Here is a 19,516-nt window from a genome sequence, read left to right on the forward strand (position 1 = left end):
GTCACGCGGGTGGTACACGGCGCAGACCTGATCAGGCCAAACCAGAAGAAACCATCCCGAGCCGGCGTGTCCGATGTCACAATCTGGACGTCCGATGACCCGCCGGGGGAAGCCGGGTCCATCCGTGGAACACGAGAAAGGCCCCGACCGTGGCCATCCGTGACAAGATGCGCGCCAACGCGGCCCATGTCCTGCAGCCGGGCGAGAACATCCAGGCGGTGTTCAGCGCCCAGCCGACCGACCCGTACCTCGCCCTGTTCTTCTGGCTCACCCTTTTCGCCAACGTCTACCGCGTCATCGTGGTCACCGACCGCCGCATCCTCGTGTGCCGGTCCGGGCGGCTGCGCATGACCCCGGTCACCGAGGTGCTGCGCGAACTGCCCCGCAGTACCCGCATCGGGTCGCCCAGCGGCCTGTGGTGGTACTGCGAGACCCTCGGCGAGAGGCTCTACGTCCACAAGCGGTTCCACACGGACATCAACGCCGCCGACGGCGTCGCCGCCGCCTGACCCGCACCGTGCCGAGGGGCGCCCTCCCGCCGGGGAGGGCGCCCCGGCGTGTCCGGACCGGGCGCCGCCGCCCTACTTTGGTCGTAGGCGGATCGGCGTCCAGGAGGATCCGGGCGGGGCACCGGGCGCGCTAGTGTGATCACGATCACGGACCTGCCGCCGAACCAGCCCGGGAAGTGCGAATGATCGAGGCGGAGAACCTCACCAAGCGCTACGGCGACAAGACCGCCGTGGACGACCTGTCGTTCACGGTCGTGCCCGGCCGGGTGACCGGGTTCCTCGGCCCGAACGGCGCGGGGAAGTCGACCACCATGCGGCTGCTGCTCGGCCTCGACCGGCCCGACCGCGGCGACGCCCGCATCCACGGCCGCCACTACCGCGACCTGAACGCGCCGCTGCGCGTCGTCGGGGCGCTGCTGGAGGCGCGGGCCGTGCACACCGGCCGCAGCGCCTACAACCATCTGCTGTGCCTGGCGCAGACGCAGGGCATCGGCCGGAAACGCGTCGAGGAGGTCGTCGAGCTCGTCGGGCTCGCCGGCGCCGCCCGCAAACGCGCCGGCGGGTTCTCCCTCGGCATGGGGCAGCGGCTCGGCATCGCCGCCGCGCTGCTCGGCGACCCGTCCGTGCTGGTCCTGGACGAGCCCGTCAACGGGCTGGACCCCGAGGGCATCGTGTGGGTCCGCACCCTCATGCAGCGGCTCGCCGCCGAGGGGCGGACCGTGTTCGTCTCCAGCCATCTGATGAACGAGATGGCCGTCACCGCCGAGCACCTCATCGTCATCGGCCGCGGCCGGCTGATCGCCGACTGCTCCACCGAGGAGTTCATCGAGCGCAGCACCGAGAAGACCGTGACGGTGCGCAGCCCGGACGCCGCGCGGCTCGCCGACATCGTCGCCGCCGAGGGCGGCAAGGCCGCCCCGGGCGACGACGGGCTGCTCACCGTGACCAACATGGAGGCGCCCCGCGTCGGGGAGCTCGCCGCCGCCGAGGGGATCGTCCTGCACGAGCTCACCCCGACCCGCGGCTCCCTGGAGACGGCGTTCATGGAACTGACCCGTGAGAGCGTCGAGTACGGCGCCGCCGCCGGAGCCGTCCCCGCTCCCGGCCCTGCTCCCGGCGCGGTGCCCGGGATTGTCCCGAGTGAGGAGGGGGAGCCCCGATGACCACGGCCACCGCCAAGCCCGCCACGGGCCCGGCCGGCTACGACCGGCCCGGCTTCGGGCGGGTGATGCTCGCCGAATGGACGAAGATCCGCACGGTCCGGTCCACGCTGTGGTCGCTGATCCTGCTCATCGTCCTCGACATCGGCTTCACCGCGCTGTTCGTCGGCCTCACCATGGCGCAGTGGGACAAGACCGACCCCGGCGACCGCGCCCGGATCGCCGCCGACCCGGTCAGCTTCATCCTCGGCAGCGGGTTCTTCCTCGGCCAGCTCACCATCTGCGTCCTCGGCGTGCTGGTGATCGCCTCGGAGTACTCCACCGGGATGATCCGGGCCAGCCTGCTCGCGGTCCCGCGGCGGCTGCCGATGCTGTGGGCCAAGGCCCTGGTGTTCGCGCTGGTCGTCCTGGTCCTCGGCGTCGCGGTGTCGTTCGTGTCGTTCTTCGTCGGCGCGGCGATCATCGGGGACAGGATGGAGGTCTCGCTCGGCGACGAGGGCGTGCTGCGCGCCGTCATCGGCGGCGGCCTCTACCTGGCGATGCTCGGCCTGTTCGCGCTCGCCATCGGCGCGATCGTCCGGCACACCGCCGGCGGCATCACCGGCGTGATCGGGTTCGTCCTCGTGCTGGCGCCGCTCGCCGCGCTGCTGCCCGGCAGCATCGGCGAACACGTCCACGCCTACCTGCCGTCCGAGGCGGGCACCCTGATCGCCAAGGCCCACCAGGGCCAGGACGACCTGCTCACCCCCTGGCAGGGGTACGGCGTCTTCGCGCTCTGGACGTTCGCGCTGCTCGCCCTCGCCGCGTTCCTGCTCAACCGCAGGGACGCCTGAGCACCCGGTCAGGTGTAGAGGGCGTTCAGCCAGTCCTGCCACGCCTTCTGCGCCTGCTCGCGCGAGGCGGCGGCGTCCGGCGCGAACCGGTGCAGCGCGATCCCGACCGGGCCGCCCCACGCGTCCCGGCCGAAGAACCGGTACATCGCGTCGCCGGTGCGCAGCCCGACGAAGTGCTCGGTGCGGTAGTCGAGCACCGCGTCCACCGGGCCCGTGCCCGGCAGGTCCACCCGCACCGTGTCGCCCTCGGCGGCGCCGCCGAGGGCGAGCGCCCGGGTGGCCGCCGCGAACGAGCCCTTCCGCATCGACGCCTCCGGGCCCTGGACGTCGGAGTGCGTCGCCCGCCGCCCGGGGAAGTGCAGCAGGTACTGCCGCAGCGTGTGCAGGTAGAAGTCGGTGTGCTTGCTCGCGCCGTCGTACTGGTCGTCCCAGTCGCCGGTGAAGATGCCGCTGTGCACGTAGCGGACCCAGGCCCGCCCGCCCTCGCGCGGCTCGATCAGCGTGTCGAGCCGGTTGAGTGTCTGCGGGAGCCCGTGGATGCCGTCCAGGTCCTCCTCACGGCTGGTCAGCCGGTGCGGCGGATCCCAGGTGGTGACGGCCCCGCCGGCTCCGGCCGAGCCGCCCTCGCGCGGCTCGTACTCCAGCGGCCACAGCCACCCGGCCGTGCCCGTGGTGATCGCCTCCCACACCTGCTGCGGGGACGCGTCGACCTCGTACTCGCGGACGATCTCAAATTCCCTGCCCATGATGCCCTCCTCGCCTTTCAGGCTTCGATCCGCCCGGCGGCGCCTGGCCGTTCCCCCGCCGGTGCCCCGGGCCCGCCGCCCGGTGATGCGCTGTCCGGTGATCCGGTCTTCAGCGCGGGATGGACGGCGATGACGACGCGGTGCGCGCGGCCGCCCGCCGCCGATCCGTCGTGGTATTTGCGGACGAGCGCGCCGACCCCGGCGGTCAGCTCCTCGATGAACGCCGCCCGGTCCGCCGCCGAGGCGAACCGGACCTCCCCGTCCAGCGCGTAGGTCGCCAGCGGCCGGCCCGCCCGCGCCGCCCCGTTGATCAGGGCGCCCACGTCGCGGACCAGCCGCGCCGCGATCGCCAGCAGCCACCGCGCCGACAGCGCGTCGCGGTGCCGCTCCGGGTCGGGCTGCAGCGTCGCCAGCGCCAGCGGGGAGATGACGTAGGACGCCGCCGTGGCCCGCATCAGCCGCTCGGTCATGTTGCCCTTGCGGCGCTCGCCGACCAGCTCGACCAGGCCGTGCCGCTCCAGTGTCCGCAGGTGGTAGTTGACCTTCTGCCGGGGCAGCCCGACCCGCGCCGCCAGCGCGGCCGCCGACATCGGCTCGCCCAGCTCGGCCAGCAGCCGCGCCCGCATGGGGTCAAGGGAGGCGGCCGCGGCCTCCGGGTCCTCGATCACCGTCACGTCCAGCATGCGTCCATCATGGCCACCGACAAATCGAATTGTCAAGACAGGTTTTTTGGTCGGTGGGCCGGTGGGCCGGCGGCCGGCGGATCGGCCCGGGTCATCGGCCGCCTCCCGGGTAGTGGACGGGCATGGTGAACGACCCCGGAACCCACGCCTGCCTCCCGAAGGCCCTGCGCGACTACGCCCTCATCGCCGACGGTGAACGCGGCGTCCTCGTCGGCCCGCACGGCGAGTACGCGTGGATGTGCTTCCCGCACTGGGACTCCGCGCCGGTGTTCGCGAGCCTGCTCGGCGGGCCCGGCGGCTACCTCCTCCAGCCCGACTGCGAGCGGTTCGTCTGGGGCGGCTACTACGAGGACCGCGGCCTCATCTGGCGCAGCCGGTGGGTGACCGGCGCGGGCTCCATCGTCGAATGCCGCGAGGCGCTCGCCCGCCCCGCCCGCCGCGACCGCGCGGTGATCCTGCGCCGGTGCCGGGCGGTGCGCGGCGGCGCTCGCGTGCGCGTCCTGCTGGACGTCCGCGCCGGCGGCCCGCGGATGCGGAACCTGCACCACCACGACCCGGACTGGACGGCCCGCAGCGGCGGCACCCGGATCCGCTGGCGCGGCGCCGACGAGGCGCTCGTCCGCGAAGGACCGGGCGGCGGCGCCGCCCTCGCCGTCACCTTCGACCTCGCCGAGGGGGAGTCCCGCGACCTCGTTCTGGAACTCGACGGCGGCGCCCCCGCGCAGCCCCCGGCGGACCTGGACCCGGACGCGCTCTGGGACGCCACCGAACGCGACTGGCGCCGGGCCGTGCCGTCCTGCGGCGACACCATCGCCCCGCGCGACGCCCGCCTCGCCTACTCGGTGCTGACCGGCCTGACCAGCCAGGCCGGCGGCATGGCCGCCGCGGCCACCACCGCGCTGCCCGAGCGCTCCGACCGGGGCCGCAACTTCGACTACCGCTACGCCTGGCTCCGCGACCAGGCATTCGCCGGCCACGCCGTCGCCGCGCACGGCGGCCCCCCGCACCTGCTGCGCACCGCCGCCGGGTTCGCCGCCGCCCGCATCCTCGCGGACGGCGACCGGCTCCGCCCCGCCTACACCGTCACCGGCGGGCCGGTGCCGCGGCAGCGGGACAGCGGCCTGCCCGGCTACCCCGGCGGCACCGCCGTCACCGGCAACCGGGCGAGGGGGCAGTGGCAGCTCGACGCTCTAGGCGAGTCGCTGCTGCTGCTCGCCGTCGCCGCCGAACACGACCGCGCCGACCCCGACATCCGCAAGGCCGCCCGCGTCGCCGCCGACGTCATCGGCCGGCGCTGGAGCGAGCCGGGCGCCGGCATCTGGGAGACCGAGGACCGGCTCTGGACGCACTCGCGGCTGATGTGCGTCGCGGGGCTGCGGCGGGCCGCCCGCGTCCTCGCCGGTCCCGCCGAGACCGCCGCCTGGAACTCCCTCGCCGACGCCGTCCTCGCCGAGACCGGCCGCACCGCGCTCGGCCCCGGCGGCCGCTGGAAACGCGCCACCGACGACGACCGCGTCGACGCCGCCCTGCTCATTCCGCCGCTGCGCGGCGCGCTGCCCGCCGGCGATCCCCGCACCGCCGCGACGCTGCGGGCCGTCCGCGCCGACCTGGTCGAGGAGGGCTTCGTCTACCGGTACCGGGTCGGCGGCGAGCCGCTCGGCGTCGCCGAGGGCGCCTTCACCCTGTGCGGCTTCTTCCTCGCCCTCGCCGAGCACCGGCAGGGCGAGACCGCCCGCGCCCTCGGCACCTTCGAGCGGACCCGGTCGGGGGCCGCGACCAGCGGCCTGTTCGCCGAGGAGTACGACGTCAAGCAGCGCCAACTGCGCGGCAACATCCCGCAGGCGTTCGTCCACGCCCTCCTGCTGGAGACCGCCAGCCGCCTCGCCGGCTGAACGCGGTGCCGGGCCCCGGCGGCGCCCGCCCCCGTCACCTCGCCGAACTGCTCCCGAAGACCGGGACCGATGACCGACCGGAACGCTCCGGGCCGTATTGGCACACGCCAAGCCCGGCATTGTAGAAAGTTGCCATGAGCGAGGACGAGGACGCCGGCGTCGACGAGGTCACCTCGGCGCTGCTGACCGCGTCCCGGCTGCTGGTGGCGATCTCGGCGCGGTCGCTCGCCGCGGTCGAGGGCGCCGTCACGCTGCCGCAGTTCCGGCTGCTCGTCGTGCTGTCCTCGCAGGGGCCGTCCAAGCTCGTCACGCTCGCCGGGCTGCTGGAGGTCAACCCCTCCACCGCGCTGCGGATGGTGGACCGGCTGGCCGCCGCCGGGCTCGTGCGCCGTGGGGCCAGCCCGGACAGCGGCCGCGAGGTCCGCATCCAGGTCACCGCCGCCGGGCGCCGCGTCGTCGACGGCGTCACCGCCCGCCGCCGCGCCGAGATCGCCGAGGTCGTCTCCCGGATGCCGGCAGGCCAGCGGCACGCCCTCGTCGCCGCGCTGCACGCCTTCACCGAGGCCGGCGGCGAACCCCCGGTCACCACCGTCGCCCAGCTCGGCTGGACCTGACCCCACCGCGGACCGAGGCCGCCCGGGCCCGCGGCCCGGCGACGCACCCTGCCCGCCCGCCCGGCTCGTCGAGCCCCTACCGGCCGAGCTCGTCGAGCAGGGCGGTGAGCGTCGCGCCGAGCGGCGCGTCCAGCGTGACCAGGGCGTGCTCGTCGCCGCGCGTCGCGCCCCGGTTGACGATCGCCACCGGCACGCCGTGCCGGGCCGCGTGCCGGACGAACCGGTACCCCGACAGCACCGTCAGCGACGACCCGAGCACCAGCAGCGCGCCCGCGTCCTCGGTGAGGGCGTAGCAGTCCCGGACACGGGCCGGCGGCACGTTCTCGCCGAAGAAGATCACATCGGGCTTGAGCGGGCCGCCGCACCGCTCGCAGCCCACGATCCGGAACGCCTCGATCACCTCGCCGGGCAGCACGGCGTCGCCGTCCGGGTTGATCGTGTCGGCGCGGGCCTCCCAGCCGGGGTTCGCGGCGCGCAGCCGCGCCTCCAGCCGCCCGCGCGGCGTCCGGTCGCCGCACGCCAGGCACACCACCCGGTCGAGCGCGCCATGCAGCTCGATCACGCCGTCCGCGCCGGCCGCCTGCTGCAGCCCGTCGACGTTCTGCGTGATGATCCCCGCGAGCAGGCCGCGCCGCTGCAGCTCCGCCACGGCCCGGTGCCCGGCGTTCGGGCGGGCGCGCGCGATGTGCCGCCACCCCAGATGGCCGCGCGCCCAGTACCGGCGCCGCGCCGCCTCACTGCCGGTGAACGTCTGGTAGGTCATCGGCTCCGCCCGCCGCCGGCGTCCGGTCTCGCCGCGGTAATCCGGGATGCCCGACTCGGTGGACAGGCCCGCGCCGCTCAGCACCACCACGTCGCCGTCCGCGACCAGCCCGGCCAGAGCCCGCAGCTCCGCCGCCCCGATCCCCGTCCCCGCCGTGTTCTCCGCAACCCGCGTCACCCCTCCATGGTGCACGACCGGAACGCGTGAAGAACGCAGCCCCCGATGCCCCCCCGGGGCGGCCGCGCGCGGTGAGGAGCAGCCCCGCGAGGGCGAGGACCAGGCCGCCTCCCGGCCCGCGGCCGGAACCGCCAAGACGCTTGATGTTTCCTCTTCCCCCGGGTGTCCCTCACCGCCGTCCGAAAGGAAACGAATCTGCGCACGACGCCACAAAGTCCGCGCCCCGCCCCGGGCGCAGGGCCCGAGTGAGGTCCAGTTAACGCGCGGGTGACATCCGGGACGCCCCCGGGAAACACGGGCGTCCGAGCATCGGGGCTCATGGGAGCCGACAGCAGACCCGGCAGCAGACCGGACAGGCGGCTGGTCGTGGCCGGGCACGGACCGGCCGCGCACCGCCTCGTGGAGGCCCTGCGCGAGCGCGACGCCGCCGGGGCCTGGACGATCACCGTCATCGGGGAGGAATCCCGGACCGCCTACGACCGGGTGGCGCTGACGACGCACCTGGAGGGCGCCGACCTCGCCTACCCGGCGCACGGCGGCGAGGTCACCGTCCGCACCGGCGAGCGCGTCACCGGGATCGACCGCGCGGCCCGCACGGTCACCACCTCGGCCGGACGCGCCGTCGGCTACGACGCGCTCGTCCTCGCCACCGGGTCGTCCCCGTTCGTGCCGCCCGTCGAGGGCGCGGACCTGCCGGGCGTGTTCGTCTACCGCACCATCGACGACCTCGACGCGATCCGCGCGTACGCGCGGGGCCGGGCGAGCGGGGCGGTCATCGGCGGCGGCCTGCTCGGCCTGGAGGCGGCCCGCGCCCTGCAGGGCCTCGGCCTGCGCGGCGGGGTCGTGGAGGTCGCGCCGTGGCTGATGCCGCGCCAGCTGGACGAAGGGGGCGGCGCGATGCTGCGCCGCCACATCGAAGGTCTCGGCCTGGCCGTTCACGCCGGCGTCCCGGTGCGCGCCCTGGAGGCCGGCGGCGACGGAGCCGTCCGGCGGATCGCGCTCGACGACGGCACGGTGATCGACGCCGAGGTCGTGGTGTTCTCCGCCGGCATCCGGCCGCGCGACGAACTGGCCCGCGGCTGCGGCCTGCCCGTGGGCGAACGCGGCGGCATCGTCGTGGACGGGACGTGCCGCACCGAGGACCCCGCCATCTGGGCGATCGGCGAGTGCGCCCTGGCCGGCGGCACGGTCCACGGGCTGGCCGGGCCGTGCTTTTCGATGGCCGAGGTCGTCGCCGACCGGCTCCTGTCCGGCACGGCCGTGTTCGAAGGCGCCGACATGTCGGCCAGGCTCAAGCTCATGGGCGTGGACGTCGCCAGCTTCGGCGACCCGTTCGCCGACGCCGGCCGGGGCGCGCTCGGCGTCACCTACACCGATCCCGTCGCCGGCGTCTACAAAAAGCTCGTCGTCAGCGACGACGCCCGGACCCTCCTCGGCGGTGTCCTCGTCGGCGACGCCGAGTCCTACGGCACGCTCCGCGCCCGCGTCGGAGCCGCCCTGCCCGCCGCGCCCGAGCGGCTGCTGTTCGGCGGAACCGAGACGGCGGACGGCGACCTGCCCGGCGCGGCGGTCATCTGCTCCTGCAACAACGTCACCGCCGAAGGCGTCCGCCGCGCCATCGCCGAGCACTCTCTCACCGACGTCCCCGCCGTGAAGGACCGCACCGGGGCCGGGACGAGCTGCGGCAGCTGCGTCCCCCTGGTGAAACGGATCCTGGACGCGGAGCTGGCCGCCTCCGGCATCGAGGTCGGCACGGCCCTCTGCGAGCACTTCGCCTACAGCCGCGCCGAGCTGTTCGACATCGTCCGGACCGGGGAGATCACCGGCTTCACCCGGCTCATCGAAGAGCACGGGACGGGCCGGGGCTGCGACATCTGCAGACCCGCCGTCGCCTCCATCCTGGCGAGCCTCGGCAACGGCCACATCCTGGAGGGCGAGCAGGCCGCGCTGCAGGACACCAACGACCACTTCCTCGCCAACCTGCAGAAGAACGGCACCTACTCGGTCGTCCCGCGCGTCCCCGGCGGCGAGATCACCCCCGGCGGACTCATCGTGATCGGCGAGGTCGCCCGCGACTTCGGCCTCTACACCAAGATCACCGGCGGGCAGCGCATCGACCTGCTCGGCGCCCGCGTCGAGCAGCTCCCCGACATCTGGCGGCGGCTCGTGGACGCCGGATTCGAGTCCGGCCACGCCTACGGCAAGGCGCTGCGGACGGTGAAGTCGTGCGTCGGGTCCACCTGGTGCCGCTACGGCGTCCGGGACTCGACCGCCATGGCGATCCGCCTGGAGCTGCGCTACCGGGGGCTGCGCGCCCCGCACAAGCTGAAGTCGGCGGTGTCCGGCTGCGCCCGCGAGTGCGCCGAGGCGCAGAGCAAGGACTTCGGCGTCATCGCCACCGAGAACGGCTGGAACCTCTACCTCGCGGGCAACGGCGGCATGCGGCCCCGGCACGCCGATCTGTTCGCCACCGGCCTCACCGACGATCAGCTGATCACCTGCATCGACCGGTTCCTGATGTTCTACATCCGCACCGCCGACCGGCTGCAGCGCACCGCGAGCTGGCTGGAGTCCCTCGACGGCGGCCTGGACCACCTCCGCGAGGTCATCGTGGACGACCGGCTCGGCATCTGCGCCGACCTCGACGCCGCCATGGCACGGCACGTCGCGTCCTACTCCGACGAATGGCGCGACACCCTCGACGATCCCGAGCGGCTCCGCCGGTTCGTCTCCTTCGTCAACGCGCCGCGCGCCCCGGATCCGAGCATCGCCTTCGAGGTCGAGCGGGAGCAGATCCGGCCCCTTCCCGCGGAGGTGGGACGATGACCGTGGTGGTCGTCGGGAACGGCATGGCGGGCTCGCGGTTCGTCGGCGAGCTGCGCGCCCGCGACGCCGCGACCCCCGTGACGGTGTTCGGCGCGGAGGCCGAGCGCCCCTACAACCGGGTGCTGCTGCCGGACGTCCTCGCCGGGGTGACGCGGCCCGACCGCATCGGCCTGGTCGACGCCGCCTGGTACGCCTCGCACCGCGTGGACGCCCGCCTCGGCGTCGAGGTCACTCGCATCGACCGCGCCGCGAGGACCGTCCACGCCTCCGACGGGACCGTCACCCCGTACGGGACGCTCGTCCTGGCGACGGGCAGCACCGCGTTCATCCCGCCGCTGCCGGGCCTGCGCGGCGGGACGCCCGAGGGCGCGCTGGTGTTCCGCACCCTGGACGACTGCCGCCGCATCACCGAGCTGGCCGGGCCGGCGCGCCGCGCGGCCGTCGTCGGCGGCGGCCTGCTCGGCATCGAGGCCGCACGCGGGCTGCAGGGCCGCGGCCTGGACGTGACCGTCCTGCACCTGGCCGGCCACCTCATGGAACGCCAGCTCGACCCCGCCGCCGGGAGGGTCCTCGCCCGCACGCTCGCGGCGCTCGGCATCGCGACGCGGCTCCAGGCGGACGTCGCCGGCCTGCGCACCGCCGGCGGTGCCGTCACCGGGGTCGAGCTGGCCCTGCCGGGGGGCGGCACGGAGGTCGTCGGCGCCGACCTGGTCATCCTGTCCTGCGGTGTGCGGCCCGAGGTGAGGCTCGCCAGGGACGCGGGCCTGGCGATCGGCCGCGCCGTGATCGTGGACGACGAGCTGCGGTCGGTCACCGACCCGTCCGTCCGCGCCATCGGCGAGTGCTCCGAGCACCGCGACGAGGTGTACGGGCTGGTCGCTCCCGCCTGGGAGCAGGCGGAGGTGCTCGCCGGGCTGCTCTCCGGCACCGAACCCGCGGCGCGCTTCACCGGCGCCCGGCGGATCACCCGCCTCAAGGCCGCCGGGATCGAGCTGGCCTCGATGGGGGAGACGCACTTCGGCGATGATGACGACGACGTGGAGGTCGTCCGGTTCACCGACGCCGCGCGCGGCACCTACAAGAAGGCGGTGATCCGGGACGGGCGGCTGATCGGCGCGATCCTGCTCGGCGAGACCTCGGCGGCCGGGACGCTCACCCGGCTCTACGACCGTGCCGCGCCGCTGCCCGCCGAACGACTCGGCCTGCTGTTCCCCCGCGCGGGCGGCGCCGCCGAGGCCGGGTCACCGGTGCGGATGCCGGACGCCGCCACCGTCTGCCACTGCAACAACGTCAGCAAGGGGCGGATCCTGGCCTGCTGGCGGGCCGGGGCCCGCGCCGCCGGCGACGTCGCGCGCGAGACCCGCGCGGGTACCGGCTGCGGCGGCTGCCGCGAGACCGTCGAGGGCATCGTGGCCTGGCTGGCCGGCCAGGACGCCGCCGGCGTCGCCTGAAACACCCGGACGGGGCTGTTCGGGTCGTGCGCGATCCGGCTCCCCGGCCCCATCGCCGGCGTCCTGGCCGCCACGACCGTGAGCGCCCCGGCCGCCGGGACCGCGGGGAACGGCGGGTAGGCTCCGCCGCATGGCCGTGCCGGCGGCACGCCGCCGGACTCACGCGGAACCCGGCCTCGACGCGGGAGGCGCTCATGATCGACGGACGTCCGCTCATCGACGCGCACGTGCACACCGCCCGGCTGCCGACCCTGCCCCCCGCATGGCGGCGGTGGGCCGAGGAGTTCGGCTCGTCCCACCCCTGGCAGGACCTCTACGACGCCGACGGTGCCCTCGTCCCCGAGAAGGTCGACGCCTACTTCGAGGACGAGGGCGTCGACATCGCCCTGCTGCTCTGCGAGTACAGCCCGAAGACGACCGGCACGCAGCCCATCGAGGACCTCCAGCCGCTCCTCAAGCACAACCCCCGCCGCTTCAAGCCGATCGCCAACGTCAACCCGCACCTGCACTACCCGATCGACGCCGAGGTCGCCCGGCAGCTGGAGTTCGGCGCCGCCGCCCTGAAACTGCACCCCGTGCACGGCGGGTTCAGCGTCGCCGACCCCGACCTGTATCCGGCCTACCAGGTGTGCCGTGACGCCGGCGTCCCCGTCGTCGTGCACTGCGGGACGAGCTCGTTCCCCGGCTCGGCCAACCGGTACGCCGACCCCACGCCCATCGACGACGTCCTGCGGCTGTTCCCGGGCCTGACGTTCGTCCTCGCGCACGGCGGCCGCGGCTGGTGGTACGACGCCGCCGCGTTCCTCGCGCTCTCCCGCGAGGAGGTGTGGATCGAGCTGTCCGGCCTGCCGCCGCACCGGCTCCCCGAGTACTACGCCCGGCACGACCTGCGCCGCCTCGCCCGCACGTTCATCTTCGGCACCGACTGGCCCGGTGTCCCCGGCATCGCCCGCAACGCCCGCGCCATCGCCGCCCTCGGCCTGGACGAGGAGACCCTCGGCCTCGTCCTCGGCGGCAACGCCCTCCGCGTCTACAAGGGCCTGTCCTTGCAGCTCTCACCCGGCGGAAAGGATCGCTCCATGACCGGCCCCGGCCCGTTCACCGAGGACGTCGTGCGGCAGATCACGCGGCACATGAACGACGACCACGCCGCCGACTGCCTCACGATCTGCCGCGCGCTGGGCGGCCGGCCCGGCGCGACCGCGGCGCGGATGACCGGCCTGGACGCCGGCGGCATCGAGTTCGCCGTCAGCGACGGCGGTGTCGAGCACCCCGTCCGGATCCCGTTCACCGAGCGGCTCACCGAACGCCCCCAGGTGCGCCGCGAGGTCGTCCGGATGGCCGAGGAGGCCCGCGCCGCCCTGGGCGGGTGACCGCGGGTGACCGCGGGTGACCGCGGGTGACCGTAGCCTGGCCGGGATTCGGTCCGACCGAAAACCGGATCCGGTTTGCCTGGCGGGCACGCGGACATCCGGTAGGCAGCCGAGGCCCGCCCTGGGCCCCACCCCCTCCGGAGGCCGCCATGCTCGCGATCGCCGCCGCGATCGTCTTCGCCCTTGCCCTGCTGTTCGACCTGGCCGACGTGTCCTCGGACGCGATCAACAACGGGACGCTGACCGTCCTCGGCCTGCTGCTCATCGCGCTGCACTTCGCCGGCGTCGGTGCGTCCACGGCCTGGCGGCCCCGCCGCTCCGGCCGCCGCCGCTGAGGAACGCGCCGGGCACCACCGGGCGCGCGGAACGGAGCACCCGGGCCGATTGGAATCTACAATGTAAAGGCGCTGGCCGGTTCAGCCGCCGCCGTCCTGCGCGAACGCCCGCAGCCCGGGCGGATCCACCACGGTGATCTTCCGCCGGCCGGTGCGGACCAGGCCCTCGTCGCGCAGCACGGCGAGGGCTCGCGCGACCGTCTCCCGCGAGGCGTCCATCCAACTGCCGAGCTCCTCCTGCGACAGCGGGGGCCCGATCGGGATCTCGCCGTCCGGCCCCGGCGGGACGTGCCGGGCCGACAGTTCGGCGAGTTCCGCCAGCAGGAGCGCCAGCCGCTGCGGGCCCTGCGCCGACGCGTGCGCCTGCAGCCGGCGGCCCGCGTCGTCGAGCCGCCGCACGAACGTGCCGCTGACCAGCATCCACACGCCGGGATGGGCGTCCAGGAACGCGGTGAACCGTGCCGCCGGCACGACCAGCGCCCGGACCTGGTCGAGCGCCTGCACGGTCGCCGACCGCTCCCGCCGCCCGAGCACCGCGCTCTCGCAGACCAGGTCGCCGGGACCGCGCACGGCGAGCACCACCCGGTGCCCGTACGCGCTGGACGACACGACCTTGGCCCAGCCCGACTCGATGACGATGATGTGGTCGGAGTCGTCGCCCTGGTAGCACAGGGGCGTTCCCGGCCGGTAGGTCCGCGACCGGCCGGCCTGCCGGAGCGCCGCGCGCTCCCGGTCGTCCAGCGCGTCCCAGAATCCGCGGCCGGGGCGGGCGGCGAGGCCGCCGCGCGATGTGCTCCGCTCGCTCACGGCACGTCCGTTCCGGTGCGCGATCGGGTGAACCGGCACCCGCGGCAGATGGGGGGAGTGGGGCAGTGAGGCCCAGTGCCGCGGGTACCGGTCGCCTGCATGCGCCCATGAGAACCCGTCACCGATTCGGATGCTGCCCGCGGAGGGACGCGCTGTCTGCGTCTTATGACACTTTTGGCGAAAATTGCAGCGAAAAAGCCGCGTCAGCGAGAAAGAGCGTTCAGCAGACGGTTCACCGGGCCGCCGAGATTCCAGCGATCGGCCAATTCGGCCAGCGCCTCGCCGTCGCGCGGCCCGGCGGGCAGCCGGTCGTCCAGCGTCGCCAGCTCCGGCGCGCCGATGTCGGTGACCACCCGCACCACCGTCTCGGCGGCGGCCAGGTAGCCGCGCGCGGCCTCCAGCCGGCGGCGTGCGCCCGCCGGGAACCCCTCGCCGGTGCCGGCGTCCAGCGCCGCGAGGATGCCGTCGACCGACCCGAACCGGGTGACCAGCGCGGCGGCCGTCTTGTCGCCGACGCCGGGCACGCCGGGCAGCCCGTCGCTCGGGTCGCCGCGCAGCGTCGCGTAGTCGGCGTAACCGCGGCCGGGGATGCCGTACTTGGCCGCGACCTCCTTCTCGCCCATCACCTGCAGGTTCCGCACGCCCCGCGCCGTGTAGAGGACGGCGACGGGGCCGCGGTCGTCGACGAGCTGGAACAGGTCCCGGTCGCCGGTCACGATGTCGACCGGCCCCTGCGCCCCGCCCCGCACCGCGAGCGTCCCGATCACGTCGTCGGCCTCGTAGCCGGGGACGCCCGCCCGTGCCAGTCCGAACGCGTCCAGCACCGCGTCGATGACCGGGAGCTGCGCCTCCAGCGCGTCCGGGGTCTGGTCGCCGCCGTCCTCGGCCACCCGGTGCGCCTTGTAGGACGGCAGCGCCGCCACCCGGAACGCGGGCCGCCAGTCGGCGTCCATACAGCAGACCAGCCGCTCCGGCGCCCGGTCCTGGACGAGCCGGGCGATCATGTCGATGAGCCCGCGCACGGCGTTCACCGGCGTCCCGCCGGGGGCGGTCACCGACTCGGGCACCCCGTAGAAGGCGCGGAAGTACAGCGACGGCGTGTCCAGCAGCATCAACCCGCTCATGCGCACATGCTCCCACGCGGGTCCGACGTCGCGGGGCCGTGCCGCTCCTGCGATGCTGGTAGCGGTCATCAGACAGGACCGAAGAATGGAGACGGGTGTGACAACGGAGTTGTATCCGCGGGAGCGCGTCGGACGTGTTCGGGAGGCGGCGGCCAAGGCGGGGCTCGGGGCGGTGCTGCTGACGCCGGGCCCGGACCTGCGCTACGTCACCGGCTACGACGCGAAGCAGCTGGAGCGGCTCACCTGCCTGGCGGTGCCGGCGGACGGGGAGCCGTTCCTGGTCGTCCCGCGGCTGGAGCTGCCCGCCGCGCAGGAGTCGCCGGCCGGGTCGCTCGGCGTGGAGCTGGTGCCGTGGGACGAGACCGACGACCCGTTCGCGCTGACCGCCGCCCGGCTGCCGGGCGGCATCGCGAAGGTGGGCGTCGCGGACCAGATGTGGGCGGTGATGGCGCTGCGGTTCCGTGCCGCGCTGCCGGGCGCCGAGCAGGTCGCGGCCGGGGCGGTGCTGCGCGAGCTGCGGATGCGCAAGTCCGCCGCCGAGGTCGCCGCGCTGCGCGAGGCCGGCGCGGCGATCGACCGGGTGCACCGCCGCGTCCCGGACTTCCTCAAGGCGGGGCGCACCGAGCGGGAGGTCGGCCGCGACATCGCCGAGGCGATCCTCGCCGAGGGCCACGTCCGGGTCGACTTCGTCATCGTCGGTTCCGGCCCGAACGGCGCGAACCCGCACGCCGAGCTGTCCGACCGCGTGATCAGGCCCGGGGAGCCGGTGGTGGTCGACATCGGCGGGACGATGCAGAGCGGCTACTGCTCGGACTCGACCCGCAACTACTGCGTGGGCGAGCCGCCCGCCGAGTACCGCGCCTACTACACGGTGCTGGAGGAGGCGCACCGGGCGTCCTGCGAAGCCATCCGGCCGGGAGTGACGCCCGAGGCGGTGGACGCGGCCGGACGCGGCGTCATCGCCGCCGCCGGGTACGGTGAGCACTTCTTCCACCGCACCGGCCACGGCATCGGGCTGGAGTCCCACGAGGAGCCCTACATCGTCGAGGGCAACCTCGAGCCGCTGGAGCCGGGGATGGCCTTCTCCATCGAGCCGGGCATCTATCCCGGTCCGCACGGCGCCCGCATCGAGGACATCGTCGTGTGCACCGAGGACGGCTACGAGCCGATGAACGTCACCGAGCGCGGCCTGGTGATCGTGGAGTAACCCCGGACCGACTATATGGATCGGCCGCCGGGAATGGCGGCGCGCAGGGCGTGGACGGATTTCCGTCCACGCCCTCACGTCATTTCGGACAGCACAAATTAGGGGAGAAACGGCTCTGTAACGATCTCTGCACTAAATGTGTCAGCGCGCACGGTGCGTATTGCAAGCGTGCGGACGGCCATGTACCACCTAGATGCATAGTTACGCGGGGGTAGGCCGGTTTCTTCCGCATGACGGAGGGTCCGACCATGCCCGGAGGGAGCCCGTACCCCGGCGGAGACGTGCCGTGAAGAAGAGGAGATGCCGTGGCAGAGGTCGACCTGACCAGCGTCGGGAAGGTCTATCCCGACGGCACACGGGCCGTGACCGACCTGACCCTCCACATCGCCGACGGGGAGTTCCTCGTCCTGGTCGGCCCCTCGGGCTGCGGCAAGACGACCGCGCTGCGCATGGTCGCCGGGCTGGAGGACATCTCCGAGGGCGAGGTCACGATCGGCGGCCGGGTCGTCAACCGCGTCCCCGCCCGTGACCGCGACGTCGCGATGGTGTTCCAGAGCTACGCCCTCTACCCGCACCTGTCGGTGCGCGACAACATCGGTTTCGGGCTGTCGCTGCGCAAGATGCCGAAGGCCGAGATCCGCAAGAAGGTCGACCGGGCCGCGGAGATCCTCGGCCTCACCGACCACCTGTCCCGCAAGCCCCGCAACCTGTCGGGCGGGCAGCGCCAGCGTGTCGCGATGGGCCGCGCGATCGTCCGCGAGCCGCAGGCGTTCCTGATGGACGAGCCGCTGTCCAACCTCGACGCCAAGCTCCGCGTCCAGATGCGCGCCGAGATCGCCCGCATCCAGCGCGACCTCGGCGTCACCACGATCTACGTCACCCACGACCAGACCGAGGCGATGACGCTCGGCGACCGGGTCGCGGTGATGAAGAAGGGCGAACTGCAGCAGGTCGCTCCGCCGCAGGAACTCTACGACCGGCCGGCGAACCTGTTCGTCGCCGGCTTCATCGGCTCGCCGGCCATGAACCTGATCCACGGCACGCTGTCCGGGGACGCGGAGAACCCGCGGCTGGAGATCGGCGGCCAGACCCTGGCGCTGCCGGCCGAGGTGCTGACCGAGCGCCCGGCCCTGGCGTCCCGCCTTGGAAGCGACGTCGTCGTCGGCATCCGCCCCGAGGACATGGAGGACTCCGAGCTCGTGGAGACGCCCGAGGGATCCGGGCTGACCTCCACCGCCGACCTCGTGGAGGCGATGGGCTCGGACGTGCTGGTCCACTTCGCGATCGAGGCCTCCCAGGTCGTCACCGAGGACACCAGGGAACTCGCACGCGACGCGGGGACCGACGTGCTGGGGAGCCTGGAGAGCCCCCGCACGGACATGGTCGCGCGGTTCAGCCCGCGCACCCGCGTGAAGGTGGGCGACCCGGTGACGATCCGCGTCGAGACCGGCCGCCTGCACTTCTTCGATATCGAGTCCGGCGCGGCGATCTGGGGCTCGGACGCCGCCGGCCCGCTCAGGGAGGATGAAGGATGAGGATCAGCTTTGCCCGTGGGGGGACCCCCCACACCCCCCCGCCCGGCTCCGCCGGCCATGGCAGACGCGCGATGGGAGCCGCCGTCGCGGCGGGACTGCTTCTGTCCTCGGCCGCCGCGTGCGGCGGCGGCGATGACGGCGACGACTCGGCGTCCGCCGGCGGGGGAGCGCTGAAGGGCACCACGATCGAGGTCGCGGCCAAGTGGACCGGCCCGGAGGAGACCAACTTCCGCAAGGTGCTGCAGGCGTTCGAGAAGAAGACCGGAGCGAAGGTCAACTACGCCTCCACCGGTGAGAACACCGACGCCTACCTCGGCCCGCGCATCGAGGCGGGCAACCCGCCGGACGTGGCGATCCTGCCGCAGCCGGGCCTGATGGAGCAGTACGCGAAGAAGGGCTCGCTGAAGCCGCTCGGTGACGACGTCGTCGCGCAGGTCGGCCAGAACTTCTCGCCGTACTGGAAGGAGCTCGGCTCCTCCGGCGGCAAGACCTACGGCGTGATCGTCAAGGCCGCCTACAAGTCGATCCTGTGGTACCGGCCGCAGGCGTTCGACGAGGCGGGCGTGCAGCCGCCCGCGACGTGGGCCGACCTGGTGAAGGCGTCGGGCACGCTGCAGGACGCGGGCACCACCCCGCTCACCCTCGCCGCCGGCCCGCAGGACTCCTGGACGCTGACCGACTGGTTCGAGAACGTCTACCTGTCGCAGGCGGGCCCGGAGAGCTACGACAAGCTCGCCAAGCACGAGATCAAGTGGACCGACCCGACGGTCGGCAAGGCGCTGGAGACCCTCGCCCAGATCTGGGGCAAGGGCGACTTCCTGAACGGCGGCGTCGCGACCGCGACCAAGACCAAGTTCGACGAGTCGGTCACCCAGGCGTTCGGCCAGCAGAAGGCCGCCATGGTGTACGGCGGAGACTTCGCCGCCGCGAACATCGCCACCACCAAGGCCAAGGTCGGCACCGACGCCAAGGTGTTCGCGTTCCCGAAGGCCGGCGACACCGCCCCGGCGATCCTCGGCGGCGACATCGCGGTCGCCCTGAAGGACGGCAAGGGCACCCAGGAGCTGATGAAGTTCCTCGCCTCCCCGGAGGCCGGCAAGGTCTGGGCCGGGCTCGGCGGCTACCTGACACCGAACAAGAGCGTCCCGCCGGACGCCTACTCCGACCCGATCGCCAAGCAGCTGATCGGCCAGCTGCAGCAGTCCGGTGACGCGGCCCGCTACGACCTGTCGGACCTGACGCCCGCCGCGTTCGGTGCGACGCCCGGCAAGGGCGAGTGGGAGGCGCTGCGCCAGTTCGTGATGCACCCGACCGACGTCAAGGGCACGCAGGCCAAGCTTGAGGCCGAGGCCGCCGCTGCCTACAAGTAGGGCGTACGAGTAGGGGATCCCTGGATGAAGGCTCCGCAAGAGGAGGTGCCGCCGGCCGCGACGGCCGGCGGCGCCGCCGCCGTCGACGTACCGGCCGCCCGCTCCGGCGCC

The 19,516-nt window shown here is 73.9% G+C and carries 17 protein-coding genes; 12 read left to right on the forward strand and 5 right to left on the reverse strand.

What is annotated here, in order from left to right; translation table 11 throughout:
• The first annotated feature begins 149 nt into the window (after positions 1 to 149).
• The 3 genes from AF1_RS18835 to AF1_RS18845 all read left to right on the forward strand — a co-directional run bounded on the left by AF1_RS18835 (position 150) and on the right by AF1_RS18845 (position 2,502).
• A complete protein-coding gene (locus AF1_RS18835; RefSeq protein ID WP_067800603.1) occupies positions 150 to 509 on the forward strand; it encodes a hypothetical protein in 360 nt (119 codons plus the stop codon).
• A gap of 182 nt (positions 510 to 691) precedes the next feature.
• Positions 692 to 1,672 (forward strand): ABC transporter ATP-binding protein, encoded by a 981-nt coding sequence (locus AF1_RS18840; RefSeq protein ID WP_067800605.1) that lies wholly within the window; start codon positions 692 to 694, stop codon positions 1,670 to 1,672.
• Entirely contained in the window at positions 1,669 to 2,502 is an 834-nt protein-coding gene (locus AF1_RS18845) for an ABC transporter permease (protein ID WP_067800608.1), read from the forward strand. Before AF1_RS18840 ends, AF1_RS18845 begins: the two co-directional genes overlap by 4 nt.
• Before the next feature lie 8 nt (positions 2,503 to 2,510).
• Here AF1_RS18845 and AF1_RS18850 read toward each other — a convergent pair whose 3' ends face one another.
• Together AF1_RS18850 and AF1_RS18855 are read right to left on the reverse strand one after the other, a co-directional pair.
• Complete coding sequence (locus AF1_RS18850) at positions 2,511 to 3,248, reverse strand: SRPBCC family protein (RefSeq protein WP_067800610.1); 738 nt, start codon at positions 3,246 to 3,248, stop codon at positions 2,511 to 2,513.
• Positions 3,249 to 3,265: 17 nt separating this feature from the next.
• Positions 3,266 to 3,931, reverse strand: coding sequence for an ArsR/SmtB family transcription factor (locus AF1_RS18855; RefSeq protein ID WP_067800612.1), 666 nt, complete (start codon positions 3,929 to 3,931; stop codon positions 3,266 to 3,268).
• 122 nt (positions 3,932 to 4,053) lie between these two features.
• Here AF1_RS18855 and AF1_RS18860 point away from each other — a divergent pair, with 122 nt between their 5' ends.
• Positions 4,054 to 5,823 (forward strand): glycoside hydrolase family 15 protein, encoded by a 1,770-nt coding sequence (locus AF1_RS18860; RefSeq protein WP_067800614.1) that lies wholly within the window; start codon positions 4,054 to 4,056, stop codon positions 5,821 to 5,823.
• A gap of 134 nt (positions 5,824 to 5,957) precedes the next feature.
• Positions 5,958 to 6,437, forward strand: a complete 480-nt coding sequence (locus AF1_RS18865; protein ID WP_067800615.1) for a MarR family winged helix-turn-helix transcriptional regulator — start codon at positions 5,958 to 5,960, stop codon at positions 6,435 to 6,437.
• A 76-nt stretch (positions 6,438 to 6,513) separates the two neighbouring features.
• Here the strand turns inward: AF1_RS18865 and AF1_RS18870 are convergent, their stop codons facing one another.
• Positions 6,514 to 7,377, reverse strand: coding sequence for an NAD-dependent protein deacetylase (locus tag AF1_RS18870; RefSeq protein WP_242608778.1), 864 nt, complete (start codon positions 7,375 to 7,377; stop codon positions 6,514 to 6,516).
• 318 nt (positions 7,378 to 7,695) lie between these two features.
• Between AF1_RS18870 and nirB the strand changes: the two genes are divergently transcribed.
• From nirB to AF1_RS18890, 4 genes are all read left to right on the forward strand, one after another.
• Positions 7,696 to 10,203: a nitrite reductase large subunit NirB gene (gene nirB, locus AF1_RS18875; RefSeq protein ID WP_067800617.1), complete on the forward strand. Its 2,508-nt coding sequence runs from the start codon at positions 7,696 to 7,698 to the stop codon at positions 10,201 to 10,203.
• Entirely contained in the window at positions 10,200 to 11,654 is a 1,455-nt protein-coding gene (locus tag AF1_RS18880; RefSeq protein WP_067800619.1) for an FAD-dependent oxidoreductase, read from the forward strand. Before nirB ends, AF1_RS18880 begins: the two co-directional genes overlap by 4 nt.
• 194 nt (positions 11,655 to 11,848) lie before the next feature.
• Positions 11,849 to 13,027, forward strand: coding sequence for an amidohydrolase family protein (locus AF1_RS18885; protein WP_207394022.1), 1,179 nt, complete (start codon positions 11,849 to 11,851; stop codon positions 13,025 to 13,027).
• 149 nt (positions 13,028 to 13,176) lie between these two features.
• The gene (locus AF1_RS18890) at positions 13,177 to 13,362 is read left to right on the forward strand and encodes a hypothetical protein (RefSeq protein ID WP_067800625.1); all 186 of its coding nucleotides are present in this window, start codon (positions 13,177 to 13,179) and stop codon (positions 13,360 to 13,362) included.
• Between the two features lie 81 nt (positions 13,363 to 13,443).
• Here AF1_RS18890 and AF1_RS18895 read toward each other — a convergent pair whose 3' ends face one another.
• Together AF1_RS18895 and AF1_RS18900 are read right to left on the reverse strand one after the other, a co-directional pair.
• Complete coding sequence (locus AF1_RS18895) at positions 13,444 to 14,169, reverse strand: Crp/Fnr family transcriptional regulator (protein ID WP_067800632.1); 726 nt, start codon at positions 14,167 to 14,169, stop codon at positions 13,444 to 13,446.
• 203 nt (positions 14,170 to 14,372) lie between these two features.
• Positions 14,373 to 15,293, reverse strand: coding sequence for a 5'-3' exonuclease (locus AF1_RS18900; protein ID WP_067800636.1), 921 nt, complete (start codon positions 15,291 to 15,293; stop codon positions 14,373 to 14,375).
• A 97-nt stretch (positions 15,294 to 15,390) separates the two neighbouring features.
• On the opposite strand from AF1_RS18900, the gene AF1_RS18905 reads away from it, so the two are divergent.
• The 3 genes from AF1_RS18905 (at position 15,391) to AF1_RS18915 (ending at position 19,405) form a co-directional block, all read left to right on the forward strand.
• The gene (locus tag AF1_RS18905) at positions 15,391 to 16,500 is read left to right on the forward strand and encodes a M24 family metallopeptidase (RefSeq protein WP_242608779.1); all 1,110 of its coding nucleotides are present in this window, start codon (positions 15,391 to 15,393) and stop codon (positions 16,498 to 16,500) included.
• Positions 16,501 to 16,805: 305 nt separating this feature from the next.
• Positions 16,806 to 18,035 carry an ABC transporter ATP-binding protein gene (locus AF1_RS18910; RefSeq protein ID WP_067800642.1) on the forward strand — a complete coding sequence of 410 codons (1,230 nt, stop codon included), beginning with the start codon at positions 16,806 to 16,808 and terminating at the stop codon, positions 18,033 to 18,035.
• A 71-nt stretch (positions 18,036 to 18,106) separates the two neighbouring features.
• Entirely contained in the window at positions 18,107 to 19,405 is a 1,299-nt protein-coding gene (locus AF1_RS18915) for an ABC transporter substrate-binding protein (protein ID WP_067800647.1), read from the forward strand.
• Positions 19,406 to 19,516: the final 111 nt, after the last annotated feature.

The organism is Actinomadura formosensis NBRC 14204 (genome assembly GCF_001552155.1).
Lineage (GTDB): Bacteria > Actinomycetota > Actinomycetes > Streptosporangiales > Streptosporangiaceae > Spirillospora > Spirillospora formosensis.

Bases quoted from the DNA above. Each gene is read 5' to 3' on its own strand.
- AF1_RS18890 (WP_067800625.1), top strand. From the start codon at position 13,177: ATGCTCGCGATCGCCGCCGCGATCGTCTTCGCCCTTGCCCTGCTGTTC.
- AF1_RS18860 (WP_067800614.1), top strand. From the start codon at position 4,054: ATGGTGAACGACCCCGGAACCCACGCCTGCCTCCCGAAGGCCCTGCGC.
- AF1_RS18855 (WP_067800612.1), bottom strand. From the start codon at position 3,931: ATGCTGGACGTGACGGTGATCGAGGACCCGGAGGCCGCGGCCGCCTCC.
- nirB (WP_067800617.1), top strand. From the start codon at position 7,696: ATGGGAGCCGACAGCAGACCCGGCAGCAGACCGGACAGGCGGCTGGTC.
- AF1_RS18840 (WP_067800605.1), top strand. From the start codon at position 692: ATGATCGAGGCGGAGAACCTCACCAAGCGCTACGGCGACAAGACCGCC.
- AF1_RS18850 (WP_067800610.1), bottom strand. From the start codon at position 3,248: ATGGGCAGGGAATTTGAGATCGTCCGCGAGTACGAGGTCGACGCGTCC.
- AF1_RS18900 (WP_067800636.1), bottom strand. From the start codon at position 15,293: ATGAGCGGGTTGATGCTGCTGGACACGCCGTCGCTGTACTTCCGCGCC.
- AF1_RS18885 (WP_207394022.1), top strand. From the start codon at position 11,849: ATGATCGACGGACGTCCGCTCATCGACGCGCACGTGCACACCGCCCGG.
- AF1_RS18880 (WP_067800619.1), top strand. From the start codon at position 10,200: ATGACCGTGGTGGTCGTCGGGAACGGCATGGCGGGCTCGCGGTTCGTC.
- AF1_RS18915 (WP_067800647.1), top strand. From the start codon at position 18,107: ATGGGAGCCGCCGTCGCGGCGGGACTGCTTCTGTCCTCGGCCGCCGCG.
- AF1_RS18845 (WP_067800608.1), top strand. From the start codon at position 1,669: ATGACCACGGCCACCGCCAAGCCCGCCACGGGCCCGGCCGGCTACGAC.
- AF1_RS18865 (WP_067800615.1), top strand. From the start codon at position 5,958: ATGAGCGAGGACGAGGACGCCGGCGTCGACGAGGTCACCTCGGCGCTG.